This window comes from Ruegeria sp. CDSC045, assembly GCF_059610725.1.
Map to the genome: position 1 here is coordinate 376105 of NZ_JBXWOE010000003.1, position 19857 is coordinate 395961.

The following is a 19857-nucleotide window of genomic DNA, read 5'->3' on the forward strand; positions in this document are numbered from 1 at the left end:
AGAAATCGACTGCCAAGCAATGAGCAAGATACCCAAACCCGCCACAATACAGGACGTCGCACGTGTTTCGCAGGTGTCGACAGCCACTGTCAGTCGTGTTCTGTCCAATCCCGATCTGGTGTCAAAATCAACACGTGTTGCTGTTTTGGAAGCTATTCGCGAGACGGGATATCGCGTTAATCAGGCAGCCCGAAACCTGCGGATGAAAAGGGCGGGGGCCGTACTGATCCTTGTTCCCAACCTCGGCAAACCTTTCTATTCGGGCATACTTGCCGGTATCAGCGAAGGGTTTGCGGGCTCGGACTATGCAGTTCTGATTGCCGATACCGAAAGTAATCCGCTGCAGGAAGAAACTCTTGCCGGGTACTTTCGAGACGGCCGGATAGATGGCGCAATTTCTTTGGATGGTGGCATTCCTTCGACCGCACTTCAGCAATGCGTCACATACGGCGCCGGCGACCGCATAGTATTTTTGTGTGAATGGGTGGAAGGCGAGGCCTTTCCGGTGATTTCCAGCGACAACGCCGAAGGTGCGCGATTGGCGATCAGGCACCTGCATGATTTGGGCCACAAAAAAATCGCGCATGTTACCGGTCCCGACGGGAATGTTCTGACGACCGCTCGGCGTAAGGGCGTGGTCGAAGAACGGACACGCTTGGGGCTTCCAGCGCGGCCCGAGTGGATTATCAGGGGAGACTTCTCGCTGGAATCCGGACATGAGGCCGCCAGACGAATACTTGCGATGGATGAGCGCCCAACGGCGGTGTTCTGCGCTGCGGATATGGTTGCCTTTGGGTTGATTTCTGGGCTGGTCGCGGGTGGGTTGAAGGTGCCCGGTGACATTTCGGTTGTTGGTTTCGACGATATCGAAATGTCAGGATCTTATGTTCCGGCTCTGACAACAATCCGACAGGACCGACACCAACTGGGACGCCGTGCGGCAGAGGTTTTGCTGGGCCAGTTGGCGAACACTGGCAAAGCGCTTCCAATGAAATCAGCGCTCCCCGTAGAGCTTGTAACACGGGCGAGCTCTGCGCCGCCCAATTAGCGAAGTCAAAATTCAGGCGCCTTTGCTATAGTCAACGAAGAAGCGGGTGGCGCTGTGAGCGATGGAGAAAGGGGAAATGAGTAAGTCGACCATACCCATTGGCTCTGAACTCACTGTTCGGGATTATTCCCTGACTGGTGCGAATACGCGTCAAGCGATAGAAAACGGTCTGTCGGCCGCAGAGTGGTACCACAGCGATGTTCCTCGTAAGAAGCTGAAATCGCTTATGAAGCGCAGGGATGCGCCGGCCATTCGTGACACAGTGATCTGGATCGCTTTGCACTTTGTATTTGCGGCTGGCGGGCTGTACTTCTGGGGCAGCTGGCTTTGCGTGCCATTCTGGTTTGCTTACGGTGTCGTGTATGGTTCGGCCTGCGACAGCCGTTGGCACGAATGCGGACACGGAACAGCCTTTCGAACCCGATGGATGAACGACGTCGTGTACCACATCGCGTCCTTCCAGATTATGCGAAACCCGGTCAATTGGCGCTGGAGCCATGCGCGGCATCACACCGATACACTCATTGTTGGCCGCGATCCGGAAATAGCGTGGATGCACCCGATCAGCCTGATCCTGAAGGCGCTTGCATTTGTAGGGATTTTTGAGACCTGGACTTCACTCAAAGTTCTAATGCGAAATGCCATGGGGAACTTGTCGCAAGAAGAGCAGGATTACATTCCGGAAAGCCAATGGCCCAAAGCGGTCCTTTGGGCGCGGATTAACATTGCGATCTACGCCGCTGTTTTGTTGATTTCATTTGTTTTGCTTGTCTCCGGGGCCGCATGGAAATCCCTGATCCCCATACTCTTGATCGGAGGTCCTCGGGTCTATGGGTGTTGGCATTTTGTAATGACGGGGTTGCTTCAGCATGGAGGGCTTGCGGAGAACGTTCTTGATCACCGTTTAAATTCACGTACACTTTATATGAACCCGATAAGCCGTTGGGTTTACTGGAACATGAATTACCATATTGAGCATCACATGTTCCCGATGGTTCCGTATTACTCTCTTCCAGCGCTTCATGATCTGATCAAGGATGATCTGCCGCCGCCGAATACTTCGATTTGGGACGGCTACAAAGAAATGATGGGTTCTGTCATGAAGCAGCGTGTTGACCCGAGTTACGCCATACGAAAGTCTCTCCCACCGACGGCCCGCCCATATCGGGAACATTTTCACTTGGCAGTTCCGGAGAGAAACACGGGGTTAGAAATTGGTGATCGAGGAGGAACGTAATGCCTTGGGTTGACGCATGCGCCGTAGACGATGTTGAGGAAGAAGATCTCATTCGTTGGGACCACGACGGTAGAACCTACGTGATTGTTCGCAGTTTGGACAATGAGTTCTATTGCACCGACGGCCTCTGTACACACGAACAAGTGCACTTGTCGGACGGGCTGGTGATGGACAACGAGATAGAGTGCCCCAAGCATAATGGGCTATTCGACTATCGCACGGGCAAAGCTTTGAGGGCGCCCGTATGCGAAGATCTTCGCACCTACGAAACCAGAGTAGGAAATGGTCGCGTCATGGTATTGGTGGAATGATTTTTTGGGCTAGGAGTGGTTTGTGATCGAGCTGTCCGCAACAGGCATCCGGCTTTCATTCGATTTGCAGTTGGGGTTGATCGAGAGTTTCAGTGTGTACGACGGTAACGCTGAGATTTCACCACTACATCGCGCACCTTGGGTCGGCACAGACGAAGTTATGCCCGAAGGTATAGCACCTCATTTGGAAAAACTCGGCGGTGATTTCTTCTGCGCCCCATTCGGGTCAACTGAGGGGACATCGCCGCTGCATGGGTGGCCAGCTAACTCTCGTTGGAGACTAGAAGAAAAGACCGACAGCTATTTGCGCGCTGAGCTCGACAGAACGGTCTATGGAGCTAGGCTGCAAAAAGAGATTACACTGCATCCTGAGCATCCATTCGTCTACCAGCGTCACACTTTCATTGGTGGCGACGGCACGATGCCGGTTGCAAATCACGCAAATGTATCCTTGCCCAATGGTGGGATCATTCAAACCTCTCGAAAGCAGTGTTGGAGAACGCCTAAGGTTGAACAGGAAGTTGATCCGGCCTTAGGCTATTCAGCGCTTAGATATCCGGCTGAAAGCCAAACGTTGGCGTCTTTTCCCGGGAAAGACCGCGAAGTGAATCTGTCAAACTACCCATGGTCTCCACAGAGTGAAGACTTTGTTGTTGGATTGGATTCGCCTGATGAGAAATTGGGTTGGACCGCGGTAACTCGCCCCGTGGAGGGCGACATGTTCCTGTCGCTTAAATCGGCTCAGGCTTTGCCGATGACGATGTTGTGGCATTCGAACGGTGGTCGATATTATGCTCCTTGGTCGAGCCGCCACTTCGCCTGCCTTGGGGTTGAGGAGGGGGCCGCTTCGCCCATCCTGGGAAAGGTCGAAAACAGTTTCCCGAACGATCACGGCGTCATTCATCTAAACCCCGATCGCCAAGTTGAGGTTACACATGTCATCGGGGCGCTTCGTTGGCGTAGTGGAGCCAGGGTGATTGCAGTTGAAACTCTGGGAAACCAACTTTTGATCCGAGGTACAGAAAATCAGGAGATTCTTGTGCCATTCGATCCGCAAGCCCTGAACATTTGAACGGGTGGTGCAGGGGAAATTGGTTTGAGACAGGCAGGGCAGTTTCGTAGCTTCGCTTGATGACAAAAACGCTCACTTTTTTGCTGCTTCAAAACCAACCCTGAGATCATTCGTCTAGCAGTGATCGTGTACGTTCGATTCTGGTTGAATAGGTTTGGCCCTATCTGTGCTGCAGAAATTAGCCGAAAACACATAAATCGGATGCGATGTTCCGCGAACTGTTAGCGGCATCTCAAAAAGGTTATTATTGAAGATCAACGGCAAGCAATATTACCTGTGACGGGCAGCCGACCATGAAGGCGAGGTCTTGGAAAGCTATGTCACGAACCGCCGGGATCGTGTTGCGGCCCTCGAAGAAAGCGATGAAACGATACGGCCAGCCAGGTTTCGTCGTCACTGACAAATTGCACTCTTACGACGCGGCGATGAAAGTCATAGGGAATGCGTTAGGACAAGAAACTGGCCGTAGGAAGAACAATCTTGCTGAGTATTCACATCTTCCGTCGGCGAAAAGAACGTGCGATGCTCTGCCTCCGGCAAATGTGATGTTTGCAAAATTTTGCCGCAGACGACACTTCCGTCCATAGTCACTTCAATCATGAACGGCAGCTTTACTCACGCGACAAGTTCAAACTCAGTTGAACTGCCGCCCTTTCGGCGTGGAGCCAATTTAGTTTCGCCTAATTTTTAGCTTTCTGAGGTAGACTGAGACTGGTTCGAATTTACCTGACAGCACCGCCACTCAGCCTGTTTCACCAAGCAACCTGCGATTTCTTTCTTCTGCAAACGCAGATTGGCTTCGCTGCAAGAATGTGCGTCGCGCTGCAGATCCTTCGAGAATATTTCCCACGAATAAGGGTCAGTTGCCCTGATTGCGGGCTTCCAACCGTTCAAGGTTCACAACGGTCGACAACATCAACCTGTCATGGCTCCAGTCGTCTACAGGCTGCAATGACGCAGCGCCTAACGCCAATGTCACAGCAAAAGCTGCGCTTAAGGCAAAGAACAGAGGAGGCATTGTGGGTTGGATTGCAGGGGCATCTGCCAGGGCAATCACACGTTGACGCAAGACGCGTTTGGCCTTGCCCCCTTTAACCAAAGCCACATTCAATACACGCGGGCTGCCGCGCATTACTGTATTGGAGCAATAGTTCAGCAGGCAGGAGGTGTATTCGACCGCGTTGATTCCACGGCGCGAAACGACGGATTGATCACAGGCCAGCTCGCGCAGCCGATCGAATTGAAACTTGAGAATCAGATATGCCGGGTTCCAGAACAGGAACGGCCGCAAAAGCTCGAACCCCAGTTCCCATTCAACATCGGCAGCCCTGACATGTTGCAGCTCGTGTGCAAGGGCAAACCGCATATCGCTGGGGGTGTTGAGCAGATGGCTGGGCAATACCACATGCCGGCGCCACAAACCGCGAACGGCGAAGGGGACTGTGACCCGGTCGGACAGGCGGATATCGACCTTCTCCGAGCTTCGCCACAGGTAGCTGGAGCGAACAATGCCTCGGATTGCCAACCCGTCACGGATAATGCGCAGGATGCAGACCGCAGAATAGAGCGCCATTACCACCAAGATTGCCGATATAATCGGGTTTTCTCCTGCAAGGGTCTGTTCGATCCACCTTTGCCGGGTATTGAGCAGGGCCTCGAACTGGGTAGCGGGCATGGCGATATCGCCACGCAGATAGGCTGCAACCGCAAGATCCCCAATGGCGACCCCGCCTTCAACGGAATACAGCGCCATGACCAAACCAGCCACGATTGCCAAAAGGGGGCTGAGCAGGACGCAAAGACACAGAATTTTCAATGCGCGCAGCTGTGCAACAAACCCGTGTCGCATCTGCGTCATTGAAACCACGTATCTTGCCGCGATCCATACAATAGCCGCTAGGGCAAGAACCAGATTCAGTTCGAGAAATGCGTCGAGAACCGGTTTAACCGCTGTCATTTTGCAGTCTCCTCTCTACCAGTGCCCGAATATCCTCAAGATCTGCCTCGCTCAGACCGGCGTCATCTACCAACCGTGCAACCAGCGTGGCTGGTGTGTCATCGAACAGGGTTCGTGACAGGTTCTGCAGTGATCGCGCCTGATACCTATCCTTCTCCAGAAGCGGCGTATAACTCAGGGTCTTGCCGTTTTTGCGACTTTCTACAAAGCCTTTTTCGTCAAGAATGCGAAGGATTGTTGCCCCTGACGTATAGGCCAGGTTCCGATCTGGTGGCAGCCGGTCCAGTACATCACGCACCGAGCCCTGACCCAGAGCCCAGAGTTCGTTCATGAACTCCAGTTCGACCTCGGTCAGCAGGTTTGTCGTCTTTTTCTTTCGCATTGATCCCGGTGCCGTCATTTTTCCTGTGCCTGACAGACAAGCATCCTTTGATGGTTTCGCAAAGCTTAAACTTTCCAGAACACGAAAACGCCCCAGCCGATGGACAGGAACAGCGGTGTCCAGACCGGTTGCCCGACTAGCCCTAACCAGGCCAGAAAAATGTAAGCTGCCCCAAGCAAAGTGATGAACAGCCGGTCGCCCAATGTGGTGGTCAAGCCCAGAACGCCGCGCCGTTCAATCCCGTCGCGGAATTTGAACCCTTCCAGCAGACCGATCAGCGCGATGGCTGAAAAGATGCCGACAAATACGGCCAGGGTCGCCGGTGTCCACGCCATCCAGAAATCCGGCCACAAGGGCGCAGTCCAGGAAAACTCTTTTTCTTCGGGCTGACCCACACTTCCCCACCCGGCCTGTGCTTGCGCCAAGGCCGAACCGGGGATCAGAAAGGGGATCAAAAGCAGTTTACGCATATCGAACCTCATACACGCCCCATCGCGAAACCACGCGCGATGTAGTTGCGGACAAACCAGATGACGATGGCGCCGGGGATGATGGTCAGCGTCCCGGCGGCGGCCAGCAGGCCCAATTCGTACCCGGCGCTGGACGCGGTTCGGGTCATTACGGCAGCGATGGGTTTGGCCTCGACCGCTGTCAGGGTCTTGGCCAACAGCATTTCGACCCATGAGAACATGAAGCAGAAGAATGCCGCGACGCCTACACCCGCTTTGATATTTGGCAGGAATATCGTGACGAAAAAGCGCGGGAAGGAATACCCGTCCACATAAGCGGTTTCGTCCAACTCCTTGGGGATGCCACGCATGAACCCTTCCAAAATCCACACCGCTAGCGGCACGTTGAACAGCGTATGCGCCAGCGCCACCGCCAGATAGGTGTCAAACAACTGGATTGACGAATAGAGCTGAAAGAACGGTAAGGCGAACACCGCAGCCGGTGCCATCCGGTTGGTCAGCAGCCAGAAGAACAACTGCTTGTCCCCTAGGAACCGATAGCGTGAGAACGCATAGGCCGCTGGCAGGGCGACACAGACGGAAAGTACCGTGTTCAGCGTCACATAGGTGATCGAGTTGATGTAGCCCCAATACCACGTCGGGTCTGTGAAGATCGTGATGTAATTTTCCAGCGTAAAGGTCTGCGGGAACAGAGAAAAGCCCGACAGGATCTCGTTCGTGGTCTTGAAGGACATCGCCACCAGCCAATAGATCGGCAACATCAGGAACGCGATATAGAGGATCGGGATGAGGGAGCGCTTTTTCATTCGGCGTCATCCTTTGTCATCAGAGTGTAGAAGACCCATGAGACCAGCAGTGTGATGGCGAAATAGATCAAGCTCATCGCAGCCGCAGGGCCAAGGTCGAACTGTCCCAGTGCGATCTTTACAAGATCGATCGACAGTAAGGTGGTCGAGTTTCCGGGACCCCCGCCAGTCAAAACGAAGGGTTCGGTGTAGATGTTGAAACTGTCCATGAACCGCAGCAGGATGGCGATTGTCAGAACCGTCTTCATCTTGGGTAACTGGATATACCGGAACACTGACCACGGGCTGGCACCGTCGATCTTGGCCGCCTGATAATAGGCGTCCGGGATCGAAACCAGACCCGCATAGCACAGTAGAACCACCAGCGAAGTCCAGTGCCAGACATCCATGATGATGACAGTGATCCAGGCCGACAATGGTTGCTGTGTCATGTCATAATTGATGCCCAGCACGTCATTCAGAAAATACCCCAGCAGGCCGATTTTGGGCAGGGTAAAGATGTTCCACATCGAGCCGACGACGTTCCAGGGGATGAGCATCGGCAGAGCCATCAGCACCAGACAGACCGGCACCCAAAAGCCTTTGCGCGGCATCGACAGGGCAACAATGATGCCCAGCGGCACCTCGATGATCAGGATCATGAAGGTAAACAGGAACTGTCGCCCCAAAGCGGCCTGAAAACGGTCGGAGCGCAGGATTTGTTCGAACCATCCCAGCCCTTCCCAGAAGAACTGGTTATTGCCGAAGGTCTCCTGCACCGAGTAGTTGACCACCGTCATCATTGGCACCAGCGCGTTGAACGCGACCAGTGCCAGAACCGGCAGGACAAAGAACCATGCTCTTTGGTTTATTGTTCTCATTGGGCCCGCTCCTGCGTTGCGATCCAGCCGTCGCGATAGACGCGGGACTGCTCGGGTTTGAATTGCAGAAAGACCATCGAGCCTTGTTCGGGGGCATTGTGTTCGGTGACGGCCTTGATCGGCGTGTTCCCAACCATGGCACTGACCACGTAATGGCGCCCGATATCGGCCACTTTGGTGACATGTGCCGGTATACCGGATTGGCCGAAGCCTACATATTCCGGGCGTATTCCCAGATCGGTGCGACCACCTTCACCATGGGTCGGACCTTCCAAGGCCACCTCATGCCCTTCGAAAATAGCGCGATCACCCTTGGTATCGCAGGGCAACACATTCATGCCGGGCGAGCCGATAAAGTGACCAACGAATGTATGCTGAGGCCGCTCGAACAGTTCAACCGGCGTACCGATCTGAACCACTTCTCCATCCTGCATGACCACGACTTCATCAGCAAAAGTCAACGCCTCGGTCTGGTCGTGGGTGACGTAGATCATTGTGGCTTTTACGCGCTGGTGCAGCTCTTTCAACTTGGACCGCAGTTTCCATTTCAGATGCGGGTCGATCACGGTCAGCGGCTCATCAAACATCACCGCATTCACGTCATCGCGCACTAGTCCGCGCCCCATCGAGATTTTTTGCTTGTTGTCCGGGCTCAGGCCAGAGGCTTTGGTGCCCAGCATATCCGTGACATCCAGCATTTCGGCAATCTCATCAACACGCCGCTTAATGGTTGCCGCGTCAACGCCCCGGTTTTTCAGAGGAAAGGCTAGGTTCTCGCCTACGGTCATCGTGTCGTAGATCACTGGAAACTGAAAAACCTGCGCAATGTTGCGCTGATCAGGGGGCAGGGCGGTCACGTCGCGGTCATCAAACAGGATCTGCCCCTCAGAGGGTGTCAGCAGGCCCGAGATGATGTTCAGCAGCGTAGACTTGCCGCAGCCCGATGGCCCCAGCAGCGCATAGGCCCCACCATCGCGCCAAGTGACGTCGATTTCCTTCAGCGCATAATCTTCGGGGCCTTGCGGCGATGGCATATAGCTGTGTCGAAGGTTTGAAAGCTTGATCTGTGCCATGTCAGGCCACCCTTTTGCCGTCTTGGCCGAAATACCGGCAATGGGCCGGATTCATATAGAAACTATGGTCTTCGCCAACCTGATAGGGATGTACGCCCGCCGCCAATGAGACCCATGCGTCGTTCCCATGTTGGAAATGCGCACTGGAGTCAGATCCGGATAGCTCGGTCACGATCACACGCCCGGTCAGCTCTACATCTGCGTCCGATGTGCGGAATGGCGTCACGCGATGCGGGCGTACCGCCACTGTGTATTCACCGTCTGCGATGCCGGTGACGGCCCATCCACCGCCCCCTGCAAGTTGCGCCTGCGCACCCGAGACGGTGATATGCGCGACGTTGATGGGCGGATCCGAGAACACACGTGCGGCAGCGATGTTTTCCGGATTGCGGTAGATATCAGCGGTTGGCCCAAATTGGGTGACCCGGCCGTCTGCCATCAGAGCGGTATGACCACCGAGCAGCAATGCTTCTTCCGGTTCTGATGTCGCATAGACCACAACGGCCCCGCGTCCGGCAAAAAGATCAGGAAGTTGCTCGCGTAGCTCTTCGCGCAGTTTGTAGTCCAGATTGGCAAGGGGTTCATCAAGGAACACGGCCCGGCTTTCCTTGGCAATCGCGCGGGCCAAAGCGGTGCGTTGTTGTTGCCCACCCGACAGCTCGTGCGGGCGGCGCTGCAGCATCGGACGCAGTTGCAGCAGATCAGCGGCCTCTTCCACGCGGCCTTCGATTTCGCTTTTCGCCATGCCTGCCACGCGCAGGGGCGAGGCAATGTTGTCGAAAACGCTCATATGGGGGTAATTGACGAAAAACTGGTGCACCAGACTGATCTTACGCTTCTGCGTATTCAGCCGAGTCACGTCCTGACCGTCCATCAGGACTTTGCCTGTGGCGATCGGATCCAGTCCAGCCATCATCTTGATCAGTGATGTTTTCCCGGAACCGGTGGCACCCAGTAACACATTGAAATGGCCTGTTTGCAGCGTCAGATTCGTGGGTTTGATATGGATGACGTTGCCGACCCGTTTGGTCGCGTCTTGAAGTTCGATCATCTGGTGTTCTCTGGGGGTATTTGGGGGTAGGCCGGGTCTGAGCCCGGCCTACGAGTTTACGCTTACTGGGACTGCCAGCGCTGAACCAGTTCGTCATAGTTGACGGTCTGGCCTTGCGGCTTTTCGTTCTCCAGCTTGGCTTTTGGCGAACCCGGCTTTTCCAGCCAGAAGGACGCATCCTGCGGCTCGTTCAAGCGCGGACCACAACCGCCGTAGACACCGGCGCTTTCATCCGCGGCCTGCATCCGGCCCATTGTGATGTCCATCTCTTCGGCCAGACGATCCATCGCTTCTTGCGGAGTGAAGGCACCCGAGTTCACGTCACCGATCTGCTGCCACCAGATCTGGGCCAGCTTTGGATAATCCGGCACGTTGATGCCGGTCGGCGACCATGCCACGCGGTCAGGTGAGCGATAGAACTCGACCAGACCACCCAGCTTGGGCGCGCGTTCGGTGAACGACTCGTGGTTGACCGAGCTGTCGCGAATGAAAGTCAGACCCACATGGGACTTCTTCACGTCGACCGTCTTGGATGTCACGAACTGGGCATACAGCCAAGCCGCCTGAGCACGATCCGCAGGGGTCGACTTCAGGAAGGTCCAGGATCCCACGTCCTGATACCCAACCTTCTGACCATCTTCCCAATAGGGGCCATGCGGGCTCGGCGCCATCCGCCAAAGCGGTGTGCCTTCGTCGTCGACGGTGTTGTTGCCTTCGGACTTCGGCTTCACCATGTCGGCGGTAAAGGCGGTGTACCAGAAGATTTGCTGGGCCACGTTGCCTTGACTAAGCGCCGGCAGCGACTGGTAGAAGTCATAAGACGCGGCACCTGGAGGTGCATAGTTGCGCAGCCATTCGTCCCATTTGCGGATCGCATAGACCGCAGCTGGACCGTTCGCAGCACCGCCGCGCGACACAGATGCGCCAACAGGGTTACAGGTGCCCGCTTCCATGCGGATGCCCCATTCGTCAACGGGGATGCCGTTCGGCTCACCCTTGTCGCCAGCACCAGCCATCGACAGCCACGCGTCGGTCATACGCCAACCCAGGTCAGGTGCGCGCTTGCCGTAATCCATGTGGCCATAGATCGCGGTACCGTCGACTTCTTTCACATCGTTGGTAAAGAAATCGGCGATGTCTTCGTAAGCGGACCAGTTGACCGGAACGCCCAGATCATAGCCGTACTTCTCTTTGAACGCAGCTTTGTTTGCCTCATCGTCGAACCAGTCCTTGCGGAACCAGTAGAGGTTCGCAAACTGCTGATCAGGCAGCTGATACAGCTTGCCATCCGGACCGGTGGTGAACTGAATGCCCATGAAGTCATCCAGATCCAGCGTCGGAGAGGTCGTGCCCGCCCAGTCGCCACCCATCATGTCGGTCAGCGGATACGCCAACTGCAGACGCGAGTGGGTGCCGATCAGGTCACTGTCGTTCACGTAGCCGTCATACAGATTCCGACCTGTTTGCAGCTGGGTTTGAACGGCTTGAACTACTTCGCCTTCACCCAGAATCTGGTGATTGACCTTGATGCCGGTAATTTCTTCGAACGCCTTGGTCAGAACCTCAGATTCGTAAGAGTGCGTAGGGATGCCTTCGGACAGGACGTTGATTTCCATGCCATTGTAAGGCTGTGCAGCTTCGATGAACCATTGCATCTCGGCCATCTGTTCGTCTTTCGACAGGGTTGATGGCTGGAATTCGTCGTCGATCCAACGTTGTGCTGCGGCTTCGTCGGCCCAAACGGGACCGTGCCCCGCAATGACGGCAGCCGCCGCCACTGCGGAAAGTAGATGTCTCCGCATCTGTTTCCTCCCAAAGATAATGTGATCCGGCGCAGACCGGATGACGATCAGCATCAGCGATTTGCCTCCTGCGTGTCAAACTAAATTTTTAGTAATTGAGGTGATAGCCGGGATAAATTTCTGAAAATGAATTGATTTATATCATGTTTTAAAGCACCATTTGCCCATTAATTTCAGTTCGCAGACCCCTTGAATGCAGGGTCACGCGCATGGTTTTTCGGCAGACGCTGTGATGCGGGTCGATTTGAAAAGCAGACTTTTGTGACCGTTTGCTGCACGATTTGAGTTCAATCAAGTTTTCAGGCTATGAGGATCAGAAATGTCCCGAAGTCTTCTGAAATTTACCCGCGTTCTCGAGATCGTGGGGGATACGCTAAAGATAAAAGTTCCGAGTGACGGGTCCGCTGACGCGACGGTGCGTTTCAACGATCTGGCCGTGATCGAAACTGTCGATGGGCACAGAACGCTGGCGCAAGTCATCTTCATCGACCGCGATGTGATAACCTTGCAAGTGTTCTCGGGTACCAAAGGGATTTCGACCGAGGCGACAGCAACGTTCCTTGGTCATCCGATGCAAACCCCGTATTCGGCCAATATTCTGGGCCGGGTGTTTGACGGCGCAGGCGAGGCGATTGACGGCGGTCCGGACTTGTCTGCCGAACCGCGCATCGACATTGGGGGACCAACGGTGAATCCGGTTGAGCGGTCGGTTCCCAACAAGATGATTCGCACGGATGTGCCGATGATCGACGTGTTCAATACGCTGGTCGAAAGCCAGAAGATCCCAATATTTTCGGTATCCGGTGAGCCGTTCAACGCGTTTCTCAGCCGCATCGGCATTCAGGCGGATGCGGATATTGTTGTGTTTGGCGGGCTAGGGCTGATTTTTGACGACTTCCACACGTTCAGAACCTCGTTCGAGGATGCGGGCGTGTTCTCGCGGACCGTGATGTTCGTCAATCAGGCCATGGACCCGTTGGTCGAACGCCTGCTGGTGCCGGATATGGCGCTGGCCGTTGCCGAGAAATTCGCTGTGGAAGAGGGCAAGCGTGTTCTGGTCCTGCTGACGGATATGACCGCCTATGCCGATGCGATGAAAGAGGTTGGGATCAGTCAGGAGCGCGTCCCATCGCAGCGTGGATATATGGGCGATCTCTACTCGCAACTGGCACGACGGTATGAGAAAGCTTGCGACTATGCCAAAGGTGGATCGGTTACTGTGCTGACTGTCACAACCATGCCCGGGAATGACGTGACGCATCCGGTGCCGGACAACACCGGATATATCACTGAAGGCCAGTTTTACCTGCATTCCGGCGTGATCGACCCGTTCGGCAGTTTGTCACGCCTCAAGCAGAATGTAATCGGCAAGACCACGCGCGAAGACCACGGCCAGATCATGAACACGATGATCCGGTTCTATTCCGAAAGCCGAGATGCCGCGCAGAAACAGGCCATGGCGTTTGACCTATCGGATTATGACAACCAGTTGCTGAAATTCGGCGCTTTGTTCCGCAAACGCTTTATGGACATCAACGTCTCGATCCTGCTGGAGGATGCGTTAGATCTGGCATGGAAGACACTAGCTGAATGCTTTGCCCCCGAGCAGTTGCTGATGAAGCAGGATCTGATCGACAAATACTTCCCAAAGGATGCACATGGCGCGGTTGCAGCTGAATAAATCGTCGCTTGCGCGCGAGCAGACGCAGCTGAAAAGCTATGAGCGGTTCTTGCCGTCTCTGGACCTGAAGCGTCAGCAACTGATGGCTGAACGGGCCAAGGCACGTAAAAATGTGCAGCACCTGCAGGAGGAGGTGACGCGCTTGGCACAGCAGGTCGGGGAAAAGCTGCCCATGCTGGCGCAACAAGGTGTCGACCTGGAAGGGTTGGTCGAACTAAAGGATTACCGGCTGAAGAAGGTCAACGTGGTTGGCGTTACCATGCCCGATCTGGACCGAATCGAGGTCGCGGTACGTCCGTATTCCCTTTTGGCCAAGCCACATTGGGTGGATGCAGTGGCGCGTTTGTTGCATGACATGATCGAAGCCCGATTGCGCGTGAAAGTGGCCGAAGAAAGGGTCAGGATTTTTGACAAATCAGTCGCCACGATCACGCAGCGCGTCAATCTGTTCGAGAAGGTGTTGATCCCGCGCGCCAGGGCCAACATCAAGAAAATCCGCATCTATCTGAGCGATGAACAGATGCAATCCGTTGTGCGCTCGAAAATCTCCAAACGCAAACATGCGAAGGAGGTTGCGGCATGAGTGTTGCAAGGCTGAAGAAACTGTCTTTGGTCGGCCATGCCGCGAACAAGGGGGACACTCTGGGCGCGCTGCAGACATTGGGATGCATGCATGTTTTGCCTTTGGCACCGCCGCCGGCAGAGCCAGAGCGGATCAACGAGCGTGGTGCCCGAGATGCGTATAAAGCATTGCGGTTTTTGAAAGAATCGTCGGAAACGCGTCGTCAGGTTCGGCGCGATTCTGGTTTTGATATGGACCAGTTCGTCGGTGAAGTCCTGGACTTGATGCAGCGCATACGGGATATGACCGACCACCGGGATTTTTTGGCCCACCGGATCGCTCAGGTGCGCCCGTGGGGAGATCTGGATTTTCCGCCGAGTGATGTATTGGCAGGCAACCGGCTTTGGTTCTATCAACTGCCGCTAAAGCACCGTGAGGCACTGGCGGAGCTTCAGTTGCCCTGGGCCATCCTGCAAGAGGATCACCGGTTTCTCTACGCCGTTCTGATCGCCCCGGAAGATCCCGAAGACGACATCCTTCCAGTGCCGCGCACCCATACGGGTTCGTTGCCCATTCACGAGCTTGAAGCTCAGCTGGAAGAGGCCGAAATCGCCATTGAGGCGCTGGAAGCCGAGCGTATCGGGCAGACCCGTTTTCTGACGTTGATGCGGAGTAATCTTGCCGCCGCCGAAAGCGCAGCCGAACTGGCCCATGCCACGCAAAAGGTCCGCGACGAAGGCGAAGTGTTTGCCCTGCAGGGTTGGGTGCCCAGCGATCAGGTCGAGGCTGTCCTGGACATGGCCAATTCGCAGAACGCCGCTGTTTTGATCGAAGACCCGGGCCCGAACGAGATGCCTCCGACGCTGCTTGAGCAGCCGGAAAATCGCAGTGCAGCGGTGGACCTTGCCCTGTTCTATCAGGTTCCTGGGTACCGAGAATGGGACCCCAGCATAATCGTGTCCGTCTCGTTCGCGATCTTCTTTGCGATGATCGTTGCGGATGCTGGCTATGGCCTGGTTATCCTGCTGGGGCTGTTGGCCTTCTGGAAACGTCTCGACAATACACCGGCGAAAAGATCGTGGCGGCTTTATGGTTTGATCATCTCGGGCGCGACGGTCCTGTACGGGATTTTGGTTGGAAGCTATTTTGGCGCTTCCCCGGCCTCGGGCACGATCTGGGGGAAACTCAAGCTGTTGGACCTGAACAATTTCGACTCGATGATGATGATTTCAATCGTGGTCGGTGTTCTGCACCTGATATTGGCGAATGCGCTTGCAGCACGCGCGTCTTGGGGGCGGCGCAGTTCCGTTGCCAATCTTGGCTGGATCGCGGTGTTGATCGGCGGGTTCATACTGTGGCTGAGCTATATGAAAGGGGGACCCACAGCACCGGGTGCTGCGATTATGATCGCAGGCGCTTTGGCGATCCTTCTGTTCACCAGCGAGCGCGAGATTGCCAAACCGTCAGACTGGCTTTGGCGCCTTATAGAAGGGGTGCAGGGGCTGGCCGGGGCGATGGGGGCCTTTGGCGATGTGCTTAGCTACATGCGCCTGTTTGCGCTGGGGCTGGCCTCGGCTTCGCTGGCGATCACGTTCAACGATCTGGCGGTCTCGGTGATGCAGTCCCTGAAAGGGCTGGGCCTTCTGTTCGGAGTGTTGATCCTGATCGCCGGGCATATCCTCAATTTCGCGCTCGCCATGATGAGCGGCGTCGTTCACGGATTACGTCTCAATTACATCGAATTCTTTAAATGGGGCCTGCCGGATGAAGGCATCGTCTTTCGCCCGTTCGCCCGCAAGGAGGTTCAGGAATGAATGAGCTTGTACTTACATTGGGCTGGTTGGGAATCTATGCCCCCATGGCGCTGGGCGCCGCAGCAAGCGCGATTGGCTGTTCCATTGCTGGACAGGCCAGTATCGGAGCGATGACGGAAACCGAAGGCGGGTATGGCCGGTTTATCGGCGTGTCGGCCTTTCCATCGACGATGGTGATCTACGGCATCGTCATCATGTTCACGCTGAACCGCGATGTGACGCCTGAAAATGCAGGCGGGCTGTTCGGGATCGGTATCCTGTCGGGCATCGCCCTGATGTATTGCGGCATCTGGCAGGGAAGGGCCTGTGCTGCAGCGATCAACGCAACCAAGGAAAAGCCCGAGATTTTTGGCCTGGCACTTGCGCCTGCTGCAATCATCGAGGGCTTTGGCGTATTTGCCTTTGTCTTTGCATTGGTCATCAGCGCGGGGATTAGCTGATGGCACAGGACGGGATGATTTCGCATGGGGTGGATGCGCTGATCGACAAGCTGCGCAGCGATGGTGTGGCTGCCGGTCAGGCCGATGCAGACAATCTGCGCGCTGAAGCCAAAGCCGAGGCGGCCAAAATCCTTGCCGATGCCAAGCGCGACGTTGATGAGTATCGGAAAAAGGCCCGTGCCGAAGCGGATAATTATCGCACAGCCGGAGAAGAGGCGCTGAACACAGCGATGCGTGATGCGGTGCTTACAATGAAGGCCGGTCTGACAGATCGATTCCGCAAGGATGTTGAACGGCTGGTCACCAAAGAAATGACTGATCCTGAACTGCTGAAACAAATGATCCTTGAGGTCGTCGGTCGCGCCGCGTCAGACGCCAGACTGGAAGGGCCCGCGCAGGTCATACTGCCCCCCAGGGTCGCCACTCAGGATGACATCAAACAGAACGCCGATGATATTCAGTCGGGAAAGCTGACGCGTTACGTTCTGGGACTGACGGCTGAAATGCTGAAGGAACAGGTTGAGCTGCACAGCGCGGATGACACCCAGAATGGCATCCGCATCCGGGCTGATGAACAGGGGGTTGTTCTGGATCTGACCGATAAGGCAGTCGCCTCGTTGTTGATGGAACATTTGCAGCCGCGCTTTCGTGCCGTTTTGGAAGGTGTGATCCGGTAACATGTCGGACCCTGACGCCTATATCGCGCTGATCAGCAGCCTACCGGGCTCGGAACGGTTGTTCATCGCCAAACAACCTCCGCTGTCGCGGCTCAGGCTGGACCGGCGCTTGCGGGCGCTGACACCAGCGGATGCGCGGGTTCTGGAGGTAATGGAACACGCTCTGAACTGGAACAACTATGATATGAACGTCACGGATGCACAGACCATTGAGCGATGCAAAGAAGCGCTCCGGCACATTCCACAACCGACCTTGCGCAAGCTGTTCATGGAACGGATGGATTTGAGGACGGCGGTTGCCGCGCTGCGCCTGCGCAAACAGGGGGGTGCTGCACCCAGTGGCGTCTATGGCGTTGGACGCTGGAGCCGACACATTCCGGCCAACTGGGGCGACCCTGCCTTTCGGCTGGAAACCCCAATGCCCTGGATCAAAGAAGCCAAACACTTGCTGGATGTCGATGATCCCCTGGGGCTTGAACGGTTGCTTTTGTCGGTCAGCCATAAGCAACTGAAACGCTACGCCGCGCGCCATCTGTTCGATTTCGAAGCCGTGGCGATTTATGTTCTGATCTGGAATATTTTTGATCGCTGGGCGCAAAGCAATGCGCGTGACGCGGCAACGCGCTTTGAGAAACTGGCGCAACACGCCATGGCAAGTGCGATCGACTTGGATTTTGAAGGAGTAAGCGCATGACAGCCCCAACCTCCGCCACGCAGACCTCTACTGCCCGCGTCGTCTCGGTACAGGAAGGGCTGGTACAGATTCAGGCGAACCCTGATGCCACAGGCCATCCCGGACAGCTGGTCAAGAATGAGGTCGTTTTCATTCTGCCCACGCGGCCCGGCCCCGGTGGACGTCAGGAACGTCTGAAAGCCGAAGTGTTACGGGTGCGGGGCGACACTGCCGATGTGCAGGTTTACGAAAGCACTGATGGCGTCGCCGTGGGCGACCCAGTCGAACAATCCGGGCAGCTGCTCTCGGTCGAACTTGGTCCTGGGCTGTTGGGGCAGGTGTTTGACGGCTTGCAGTCGCCTTTGGCCAAAGTGGCGGCAGAATTCGGAACCTTTCTGCCGCGTGGGGCGGACGTGGCGCCGCTGGACACTCAGGCAAAGTGGTCGTTTACCCCATCGGTCAAGGTGGGCGACACGGTCACTGCAGGCGACAGCATCGGGGCGGTGCCCGAGGGGCATTTCACCCATAAGATCATGCTGCCCTTTAATTGGGTTGGGGATTACAAAGTCATTTGGGTTCAGAAGGGTGCGGCCATGATCCATGATATCGTGGCGCGGCTTGAAGATGCACAGGGGGGTGAGCACACGCTGACCCTGTCGCAGAAATGGCCGGTACGGCGGGCTTTGCCGGAAAACGTTCTGAAACGCACCTTGTCCGAGCGGCTCTATCCAACCGAACCTGTCCTGACCTCTCAGCGCCTGATCGACACGTTCTTTCCGATTGCCCGCGGTGGGACGGCCTGTATTCCCGGTCCGTTCGGCGCAGGCAAGACGGTGCTGCAGAACCTGATTGCACGCAACGCCAAGGTGGACATCGTGATCGTGGTGGCCTGTGGTGAACGCGCGGGCGAGGTTGTCGAGACGATTGCGGAATTCCCGAAGATGACCGACCCGACCACTGGCGGCAGTCTGATGGACCGGACGATCATCATCTGCAACACCTCCTCGATGCCCGTAGCCGCGCGCGAGGCGTCTATATTCACCGGGATCACTCTGGGTGAGTATTACCGCCAGATGGGGTATGATGTGCTGCTGATCGCGGACAGTACCAGTCGCTGGGCTCAGGCCATGCGCGAGACCTCCGGCAAGCTCGAAGAAATTCCGGGGGAAGAGGGCTTTCCCGCCTATCTCGAAAGCTCGATCAAGGGGTTGTACGAACGCGCCGGAGCGATGAAGACCAATGATGGGGACACCGGCAGCCTGACCCTGATCGGGACCGTGTCACCGGCAGGTGGGAACTTTGATGAACCGGTCACGCAATCGACGCTGTCCACGGTGAAGTGTTTCCTCGGCCTGTCGTCCGAACGCGCCTATAAGCGGTTCTATCCTGCGGTCGATCCGATGCTCAGCTGGTCGCGTTATCTGGAACAGCTCTCGGACTGGTACGACACCAACGCCGAAGCCGGATGGACGGGCAAAGTGCGCGACTTGCTGGCATTGATCGAAAGGGGTGAACAGGTTGACCAGATGATGCAGGTGACCGGCGAGGAAGGGGTCACGATCGAGGATTTTGTGACTCAGCAAAAGGCGCTGTTTGTCGACATGGTCTATCTGCAGCAGGATGCCTTTGACCCGGTGGATGCGTCGGTGCCGCTAGAGCGTCAGAAGATGACGTTCAAACTGGTCTATGGCGTCACTCAATCCACCGCGCAGTTCGCCGACAAGGCCGAGGTGCGCCAGGTCTTCACTCAGCTTACGGGATTGATGAAGAACTTCCACTATGCCGCCGAAAACACGCCGGAATTCAAATCCGTCTGGGCGCAAGTACAGGCCCTGTGTCAGGAAAAGTTCGGAGTGTGATGAAGTGGTAGCCCGTAGGGGAATCGAACCCCTCTTTCCAGGTTGAAAACCTGGCGTCCTAACCGATAGACGAACGGGCCAC

Annotated in this window: 19 protein-coding genes, 1 tRNA gene and 1 pseudogene; 12 read left to right on the top strand and 9 right to left on the bottom strand. The window is 55.9% G+C overall.

The window, feature by feature from the left end:
- Window positions 1-19: 19 nt before the first annotated feature.
- From AC2FH6_RS09145 to AC2FH6_RS09165, 5 genes and pseudogenes are all read left to right on the top strand, one after another.
- A complete protein-coding gene (locus AC2FH6_RS09145; protein ID WP_281972354.1) occupies window positions 20-1048 on the top strand; it encodes a LacI family DNA-binding transcriptional regulator in 1029 nt (342 codons plus the stop codon).
- Window positions 1049-1109: 61 nt separating this feature from the next.
- Window positions 1110-2285, top strand: a complete 1176-nt coding sequence (locus AC2FH6_RS09150; protein ID WP_496702195.1) for a fatty acid desaturase family protein — start codon at window positions 1110-1112, stop codon at window positions 2283-2285.
- Window positions 2285-2596: a MocE family 2Fe-2S type ferredoxin gene (locus tag AC2FH6_RS09155; protein WP_496694939.1), complete on the top strand. Its 312-nt coding sequence runs from the start codon at window positions 2285-2287 to the stop codon at window positions 2594-2596. The genes AC2FH6_RS09150 and AC2FH6_RS09155 overlap by 1 nt, the downstream gene beginning before the upstream one ends.
- Before the next feature lie 22 nt (window positions 2597-2618).
- Window positions 2619-3668 (top strand): hypothetical protein, encoded by a 1050-nt coding sequence (locus AC2FH6_RS09160; RefSeq protein WP_496701793.1) that lies wholly within the window; start codon window positions 2619-2621, stop codon window positions 3666-3668.
- Between the two features lie 105 nt (window positions 3669-3773).
- Window positions 3774-4310, top strand: a pseudogene (locus AC2FH6_RS09165) (DDE-type integrase/transposase/recombinase).
- A 217-nt stretch (window positions 4311-4527) separates the two neighbouring features.
- Here AC2FH6_RS09165 and AC2FH6_RS09170 read toward each other — a convergent pair.
- The 8 genes from AC2FH6_RS09170 to AC2FH6_RS09205 all read right to left on the bottom strand — a co-directional run bounded on the left by AC2FH6_RS09170 (window position 4528) and on the right by AC2FH6_RS09205 (window position 12069).
- A complete protein-coding gene (locus AC2FH6_RS09170) occupies window positions 4528-5625 on the bottom strand; it encodes a M56 family metallopeptidase (RefSeq protein ID WP_496701794.1) in 1098 nt (365 codons plus the stop codon).
- On the bottom strand, window positions 5612-6007 hold the full coding sequence (locus AC2FH6_RS09175) for a BlaI/MecI/CopY family transcriptional regulator (RefSeq protein WP_142634715.1): 396 nt from the start codon (window positions 6005-6007) through the stop codon (window positions 5612-5614). The genes AC2FH6_RS09170 and AC2FH6_RS09175 overlap by 14 nt, the downstream gene beginning before the upstream one ends.
- Window positions 6008-6072: 65 nt before the next feature.
- Window positions 6073-6477: a DUF2160 domain-containing protein gene (locus tag AC2FH6_RS09180; RefSeq protein WP_281972348.1), complete on the bottom strand. Its 405-nt coding sequence runs from the start codon at window positions 6475-6477 to the stop codon at window positions 6073-6075.
- An 8-nt stretch (window positions 6478-6485) separates the two neighbouring features.
- A complete protein-coding gene (locus tag AC2FH6_RS09185) occupies window positions 6486-7283 on the bottom strand; it encodes a carbohydrate ABC transporter permease (RefSeq protein WP_142634711.1) in 798 nt (265 codons plus the stop codon).
- Complete coding sequence (locus AC2FH6_RS09190; RefSeq protein WP_142634709.1) at window positions 7280-8143, bottom strand: carbohydrate ABC transporter permease; 864 nt, start codon at window positions 8141-8143, stop codon at window positions 7280-7282. The genes AC2FH6_RS09185 and AC2FH6_RS09190 overlap by 4 nt, the downstream gene beginning before the upstream one ends.
- The gene (locus AC2FH6_RS09195; protein WP_496702196.1) at window positions 8140-9216 is read right to left on the bottom strand and encodes an ABC transporter ATP-binding protein; all 1077 of its coding nucleotides are present in this window, start codon (window positions 9214-9216) and stop codon (window positions 8140-8142) included. The genes AC2FH6_RS09190 and AC2FH6_RS09195 overlap by 4 nt, the downstream gene beginning before the upstream one ends.
- Before the next feature lies 1 nt (window position 9217).
- Window positions 9218-10267, bottom strand: a complete 1050-nt coding sequence (locus AC2FH6_RS09200) for an ABC transporter ATP-binding protein (protein WP_496690812.1) — start codon at window positions 10265-10267, stop codon at window positions 9218-9220.
- A 62-nt stretch (window positions 10268-10329) separates the two neighbouring features.
- Complete coding sequence (locus AC2FH6_RS09205) at window positions 10330-12069, bottom strand: ABC transporter substrate-binding protein (protein ID WP_271946219.1); 1740 nt, start codon at window positions 12067-12069, stop codon at window positions 10330-10332.
- 319 nt (window positions 12070-12388) lie between these two features.
- Here AC2FH6_RS09205 and AC2FH6_RS09210 point away from each other — a divergent pair, with 319 nt between their 5' ends.
- From AC2FH6_RS09210 to AC2FH6_RS09240, 7 genes are read left to right on the top strand one after another with little or no spacing between them, the layout of a single operon-like run.
- Window positions 12389-13750, top strand: coding sequence for a V-type ATP synthase subunit B (locus AC2FH6_RS09210; protein ID WP_496702197.1), 1362 nt, complete (start codon window positions 12389-12391; stop codon window positions 13748-13750).
- Window positions 13728-14333, top strand: a complete 606-nt coding sequence (locus AC2FH6_RS09215; protein ID WP_496689803.1) for a V-type ATP synthase subunit D — start codon at window positions 13728-13730, stop codon at window positions 14331-14333. Before AC2FH6_RS09210 ends, AC2FH6_RS09215 begins: the two co-directional genes overlap by 23 nt.
- Window positions 14330-16126: a V-type ATP synthase subunit I gene (locus AC2FH6_RS09220; protein WP_496702199.1), complete on the top strand. Its 1797-nt coding sequence runs from the start codon at window positions 14330-14332 to the stop codon at window positions 16124-16126. The genes AC2FH6_RS09215 and AC2FH6_RS09220 overlap by 4 nt, the downstream gene beginning before the upstream one ends.
- Window positions 16123-16566: an ATP synthase subunit C gene (locus tag AC2FH6_RS09225; protein WP_281972343.1), complete on the top strand. Its 444-nt coding sequence runs from the start codon at window positions 16123-16125 to the stop codon at window positions 16564-16566. The genes AC2FH6_RS09220 and AC2FH6_RS09225 overlap by 4 nt, the downstream gene beginning before the upstream one ends.
- Complete coding sequence (locus tag AC2FH6_RS09230) at window positions 16566-17243, top strand: hypothetical protein (RefSeq protein ID WP_496694952.1); 678 nt, start codon at window positions 16566-16568, stop codon at window positions 17241-17243. Before AC2FH6_RS09225 ends, AC2FH6_RS09230 begins: the two co-directional genes overlap by 1 nt.
- A gap of 1 nt (window position 17244) precedes the next feature.
- Window positions 17245-17937, top strand: a complete 693-nt coding sequence (locus tag AC2FH6_RS09235) for a hypothetical protein (RefSeq protein WP_496694954.1) — start codon at window positions 17245-17247, stop codon at window positions 17935-17937.
- Entirely contained in the window at window positions 17934-19775 is a 1842-nt protein-coding gene (locus AC2FH6_RS09240) for a V-type ATP synthase subunit A (protein WP_496690808.1), read from the top strand. The genes AC2FH6_RS09235 and AC2FH6_RS09240 overlap by 4 nt, the downstream gene beginning before the upstream one ends.
- A 5-nt stretch (window positions 19776-19780) precedes the next feature.
- Here the strand turns inward: AC2FH6_RS09240 and AC2FH6_RS09245 are convergent.
- Window positions 19781-19855, bottom strand: a tRNA-Glu gene (locus AC2FH6_RS09245).
- Window positions 19856-19857: the final 2 nt, after the last annotated feature.

Excerpts from the sequence above, each read along its gene's own strand:
- AC2FH6_RS09145 (WP_281972354.1), top strand. The coding sequence starts at position 20 with ATGAGCAAGATACCCAAACCCGCCACAATACAGGACGTCGCACGTGTT.
- AC2FH6_RS09150 (WP_496702195.1), top strand. The coding sequence starts at position 1,110 with ATGGAGAAAGGGGAAATGAGTAAGTCGACCATACCCATTGGCTCTGAA.
- AC2FH6_RS09155 (WP_496694939.1), top strand. The coding sequence starts at position 2,285 with ATGCCTTGGGTTGACGCATGCGCCGTAGACGATGTTGAGGAAGAAGAT.
- AC2FH6_RS09170 (WP_496701794.1), bottom strand. The coding sequence starts at position 5,625 with ATGACAGCGGTTAAACCGGTTCTCGACGCATTTCTCGAACTGAATCTG.
- AC2FH6_RS09175 (WP_142634715.1), bottom strand. The coding sequence starts at position 6,007 with ATGCGAAAGAAAAAGACGACAAACCTGCTGACCGAGGTCGAACTGGAG.
- AC2FH6_RS09180 (WP_281972348.1), bottom strand. The coding sequence starts at position 6,477 with ATGCGTAAACTGCTTTTGATCCCCTTTCTGATCCCCGGTTCGGCCTTG.
- AC2FH6_RS09185 (WP_142634711.1), bottom strand. The coding sequence starts at position 7,283 with ATGAAAAAGCGCTCCCTCATCCCGATCCTCTATATCGCGTTCCTGATG.
- AC2FH6_RS09190 (WP_142634709.1), bottom strand. The coding sequence starts at position 8,143 with ATGAGAACAATAAACCAAAGAGCATGGTTCTTTGTCCTGCCGGTTCTG.
- AC2FH6_RS09195 (WP_496702196.1), bottom strand. The coding sequence starts at position 9,216 with ATGGCACAGATCAAGCTTTCAAACCTTCGACACAGCTATATGCCATCG.
- AC2FH6_RS09200 (WP_496690812.1), bottom strand. The coding sequence starts at position 10,267 with ATGATCGAACTTCAAGACGCGACCAAACGGGTCGGCAACGTCATCCAT.
- AC2FH6_RS09205 (WP_271946219.1), bottom strand. The coding sequence starts at position 12,069 with ATGCGGAGACATCTACTTTCCGCAGTGGCGGCGGCTGCCGTCATTGCG.
- AC2FH6_RS09210 (WP_496702197.1), top strand. The coding sequence starts at position 12,389 with ATGTCCCGAAGTCTTCTGAAATTTACCCGCGTTCTCGAGATCGTGGGG.
- AC2FH6_RS09215 (WP_496689803.1), top strand. The coding sequence starts at position 13,728 with ATGGCGCGGTTGCAGCTGAATAAATCGTCGCTTGCGCGCGAGCAGACG.
- AC2FH6_RS09220 (WP_496702199.1), top strand. The coding sequence starts at position 14,330 with ATGAGTGTTGCAAGGCTGAAGAAACTGTCTTTGGTCGGCCATGCCGCG.
- AC2FH6_RS09225 (WP_281972343.1), top strand. The coding sequence starts at position 16,123 with ATGAATGAGCTTGTACTTACATTGGGCTGGTTGGGAATCTATGCCCCC.
- AC2FH6_RS09230 (WP_496694952.1), top strand. The coding sequence starts at position 16,566 with ATGGCACAGGACGGGATGATTTCGCATGGGGTGGATGCGCTGATCGAC.
- AC2FH6_RS09235 (WP_496694954.1), top strand. The coding sequence starts at position 17,245 with ATGTCGGACCCTGACGCCTATATCGCGCTGATCAGCAGCCTACCGGGC.
- AC2FH6_RS09240 (WP_496690808.1), top strand. The coding sequence starts at position 17,934 with ATGACAGCCCCAACCTCCGCCACGCAGACCTCTACTGCCCGCGTCGTC.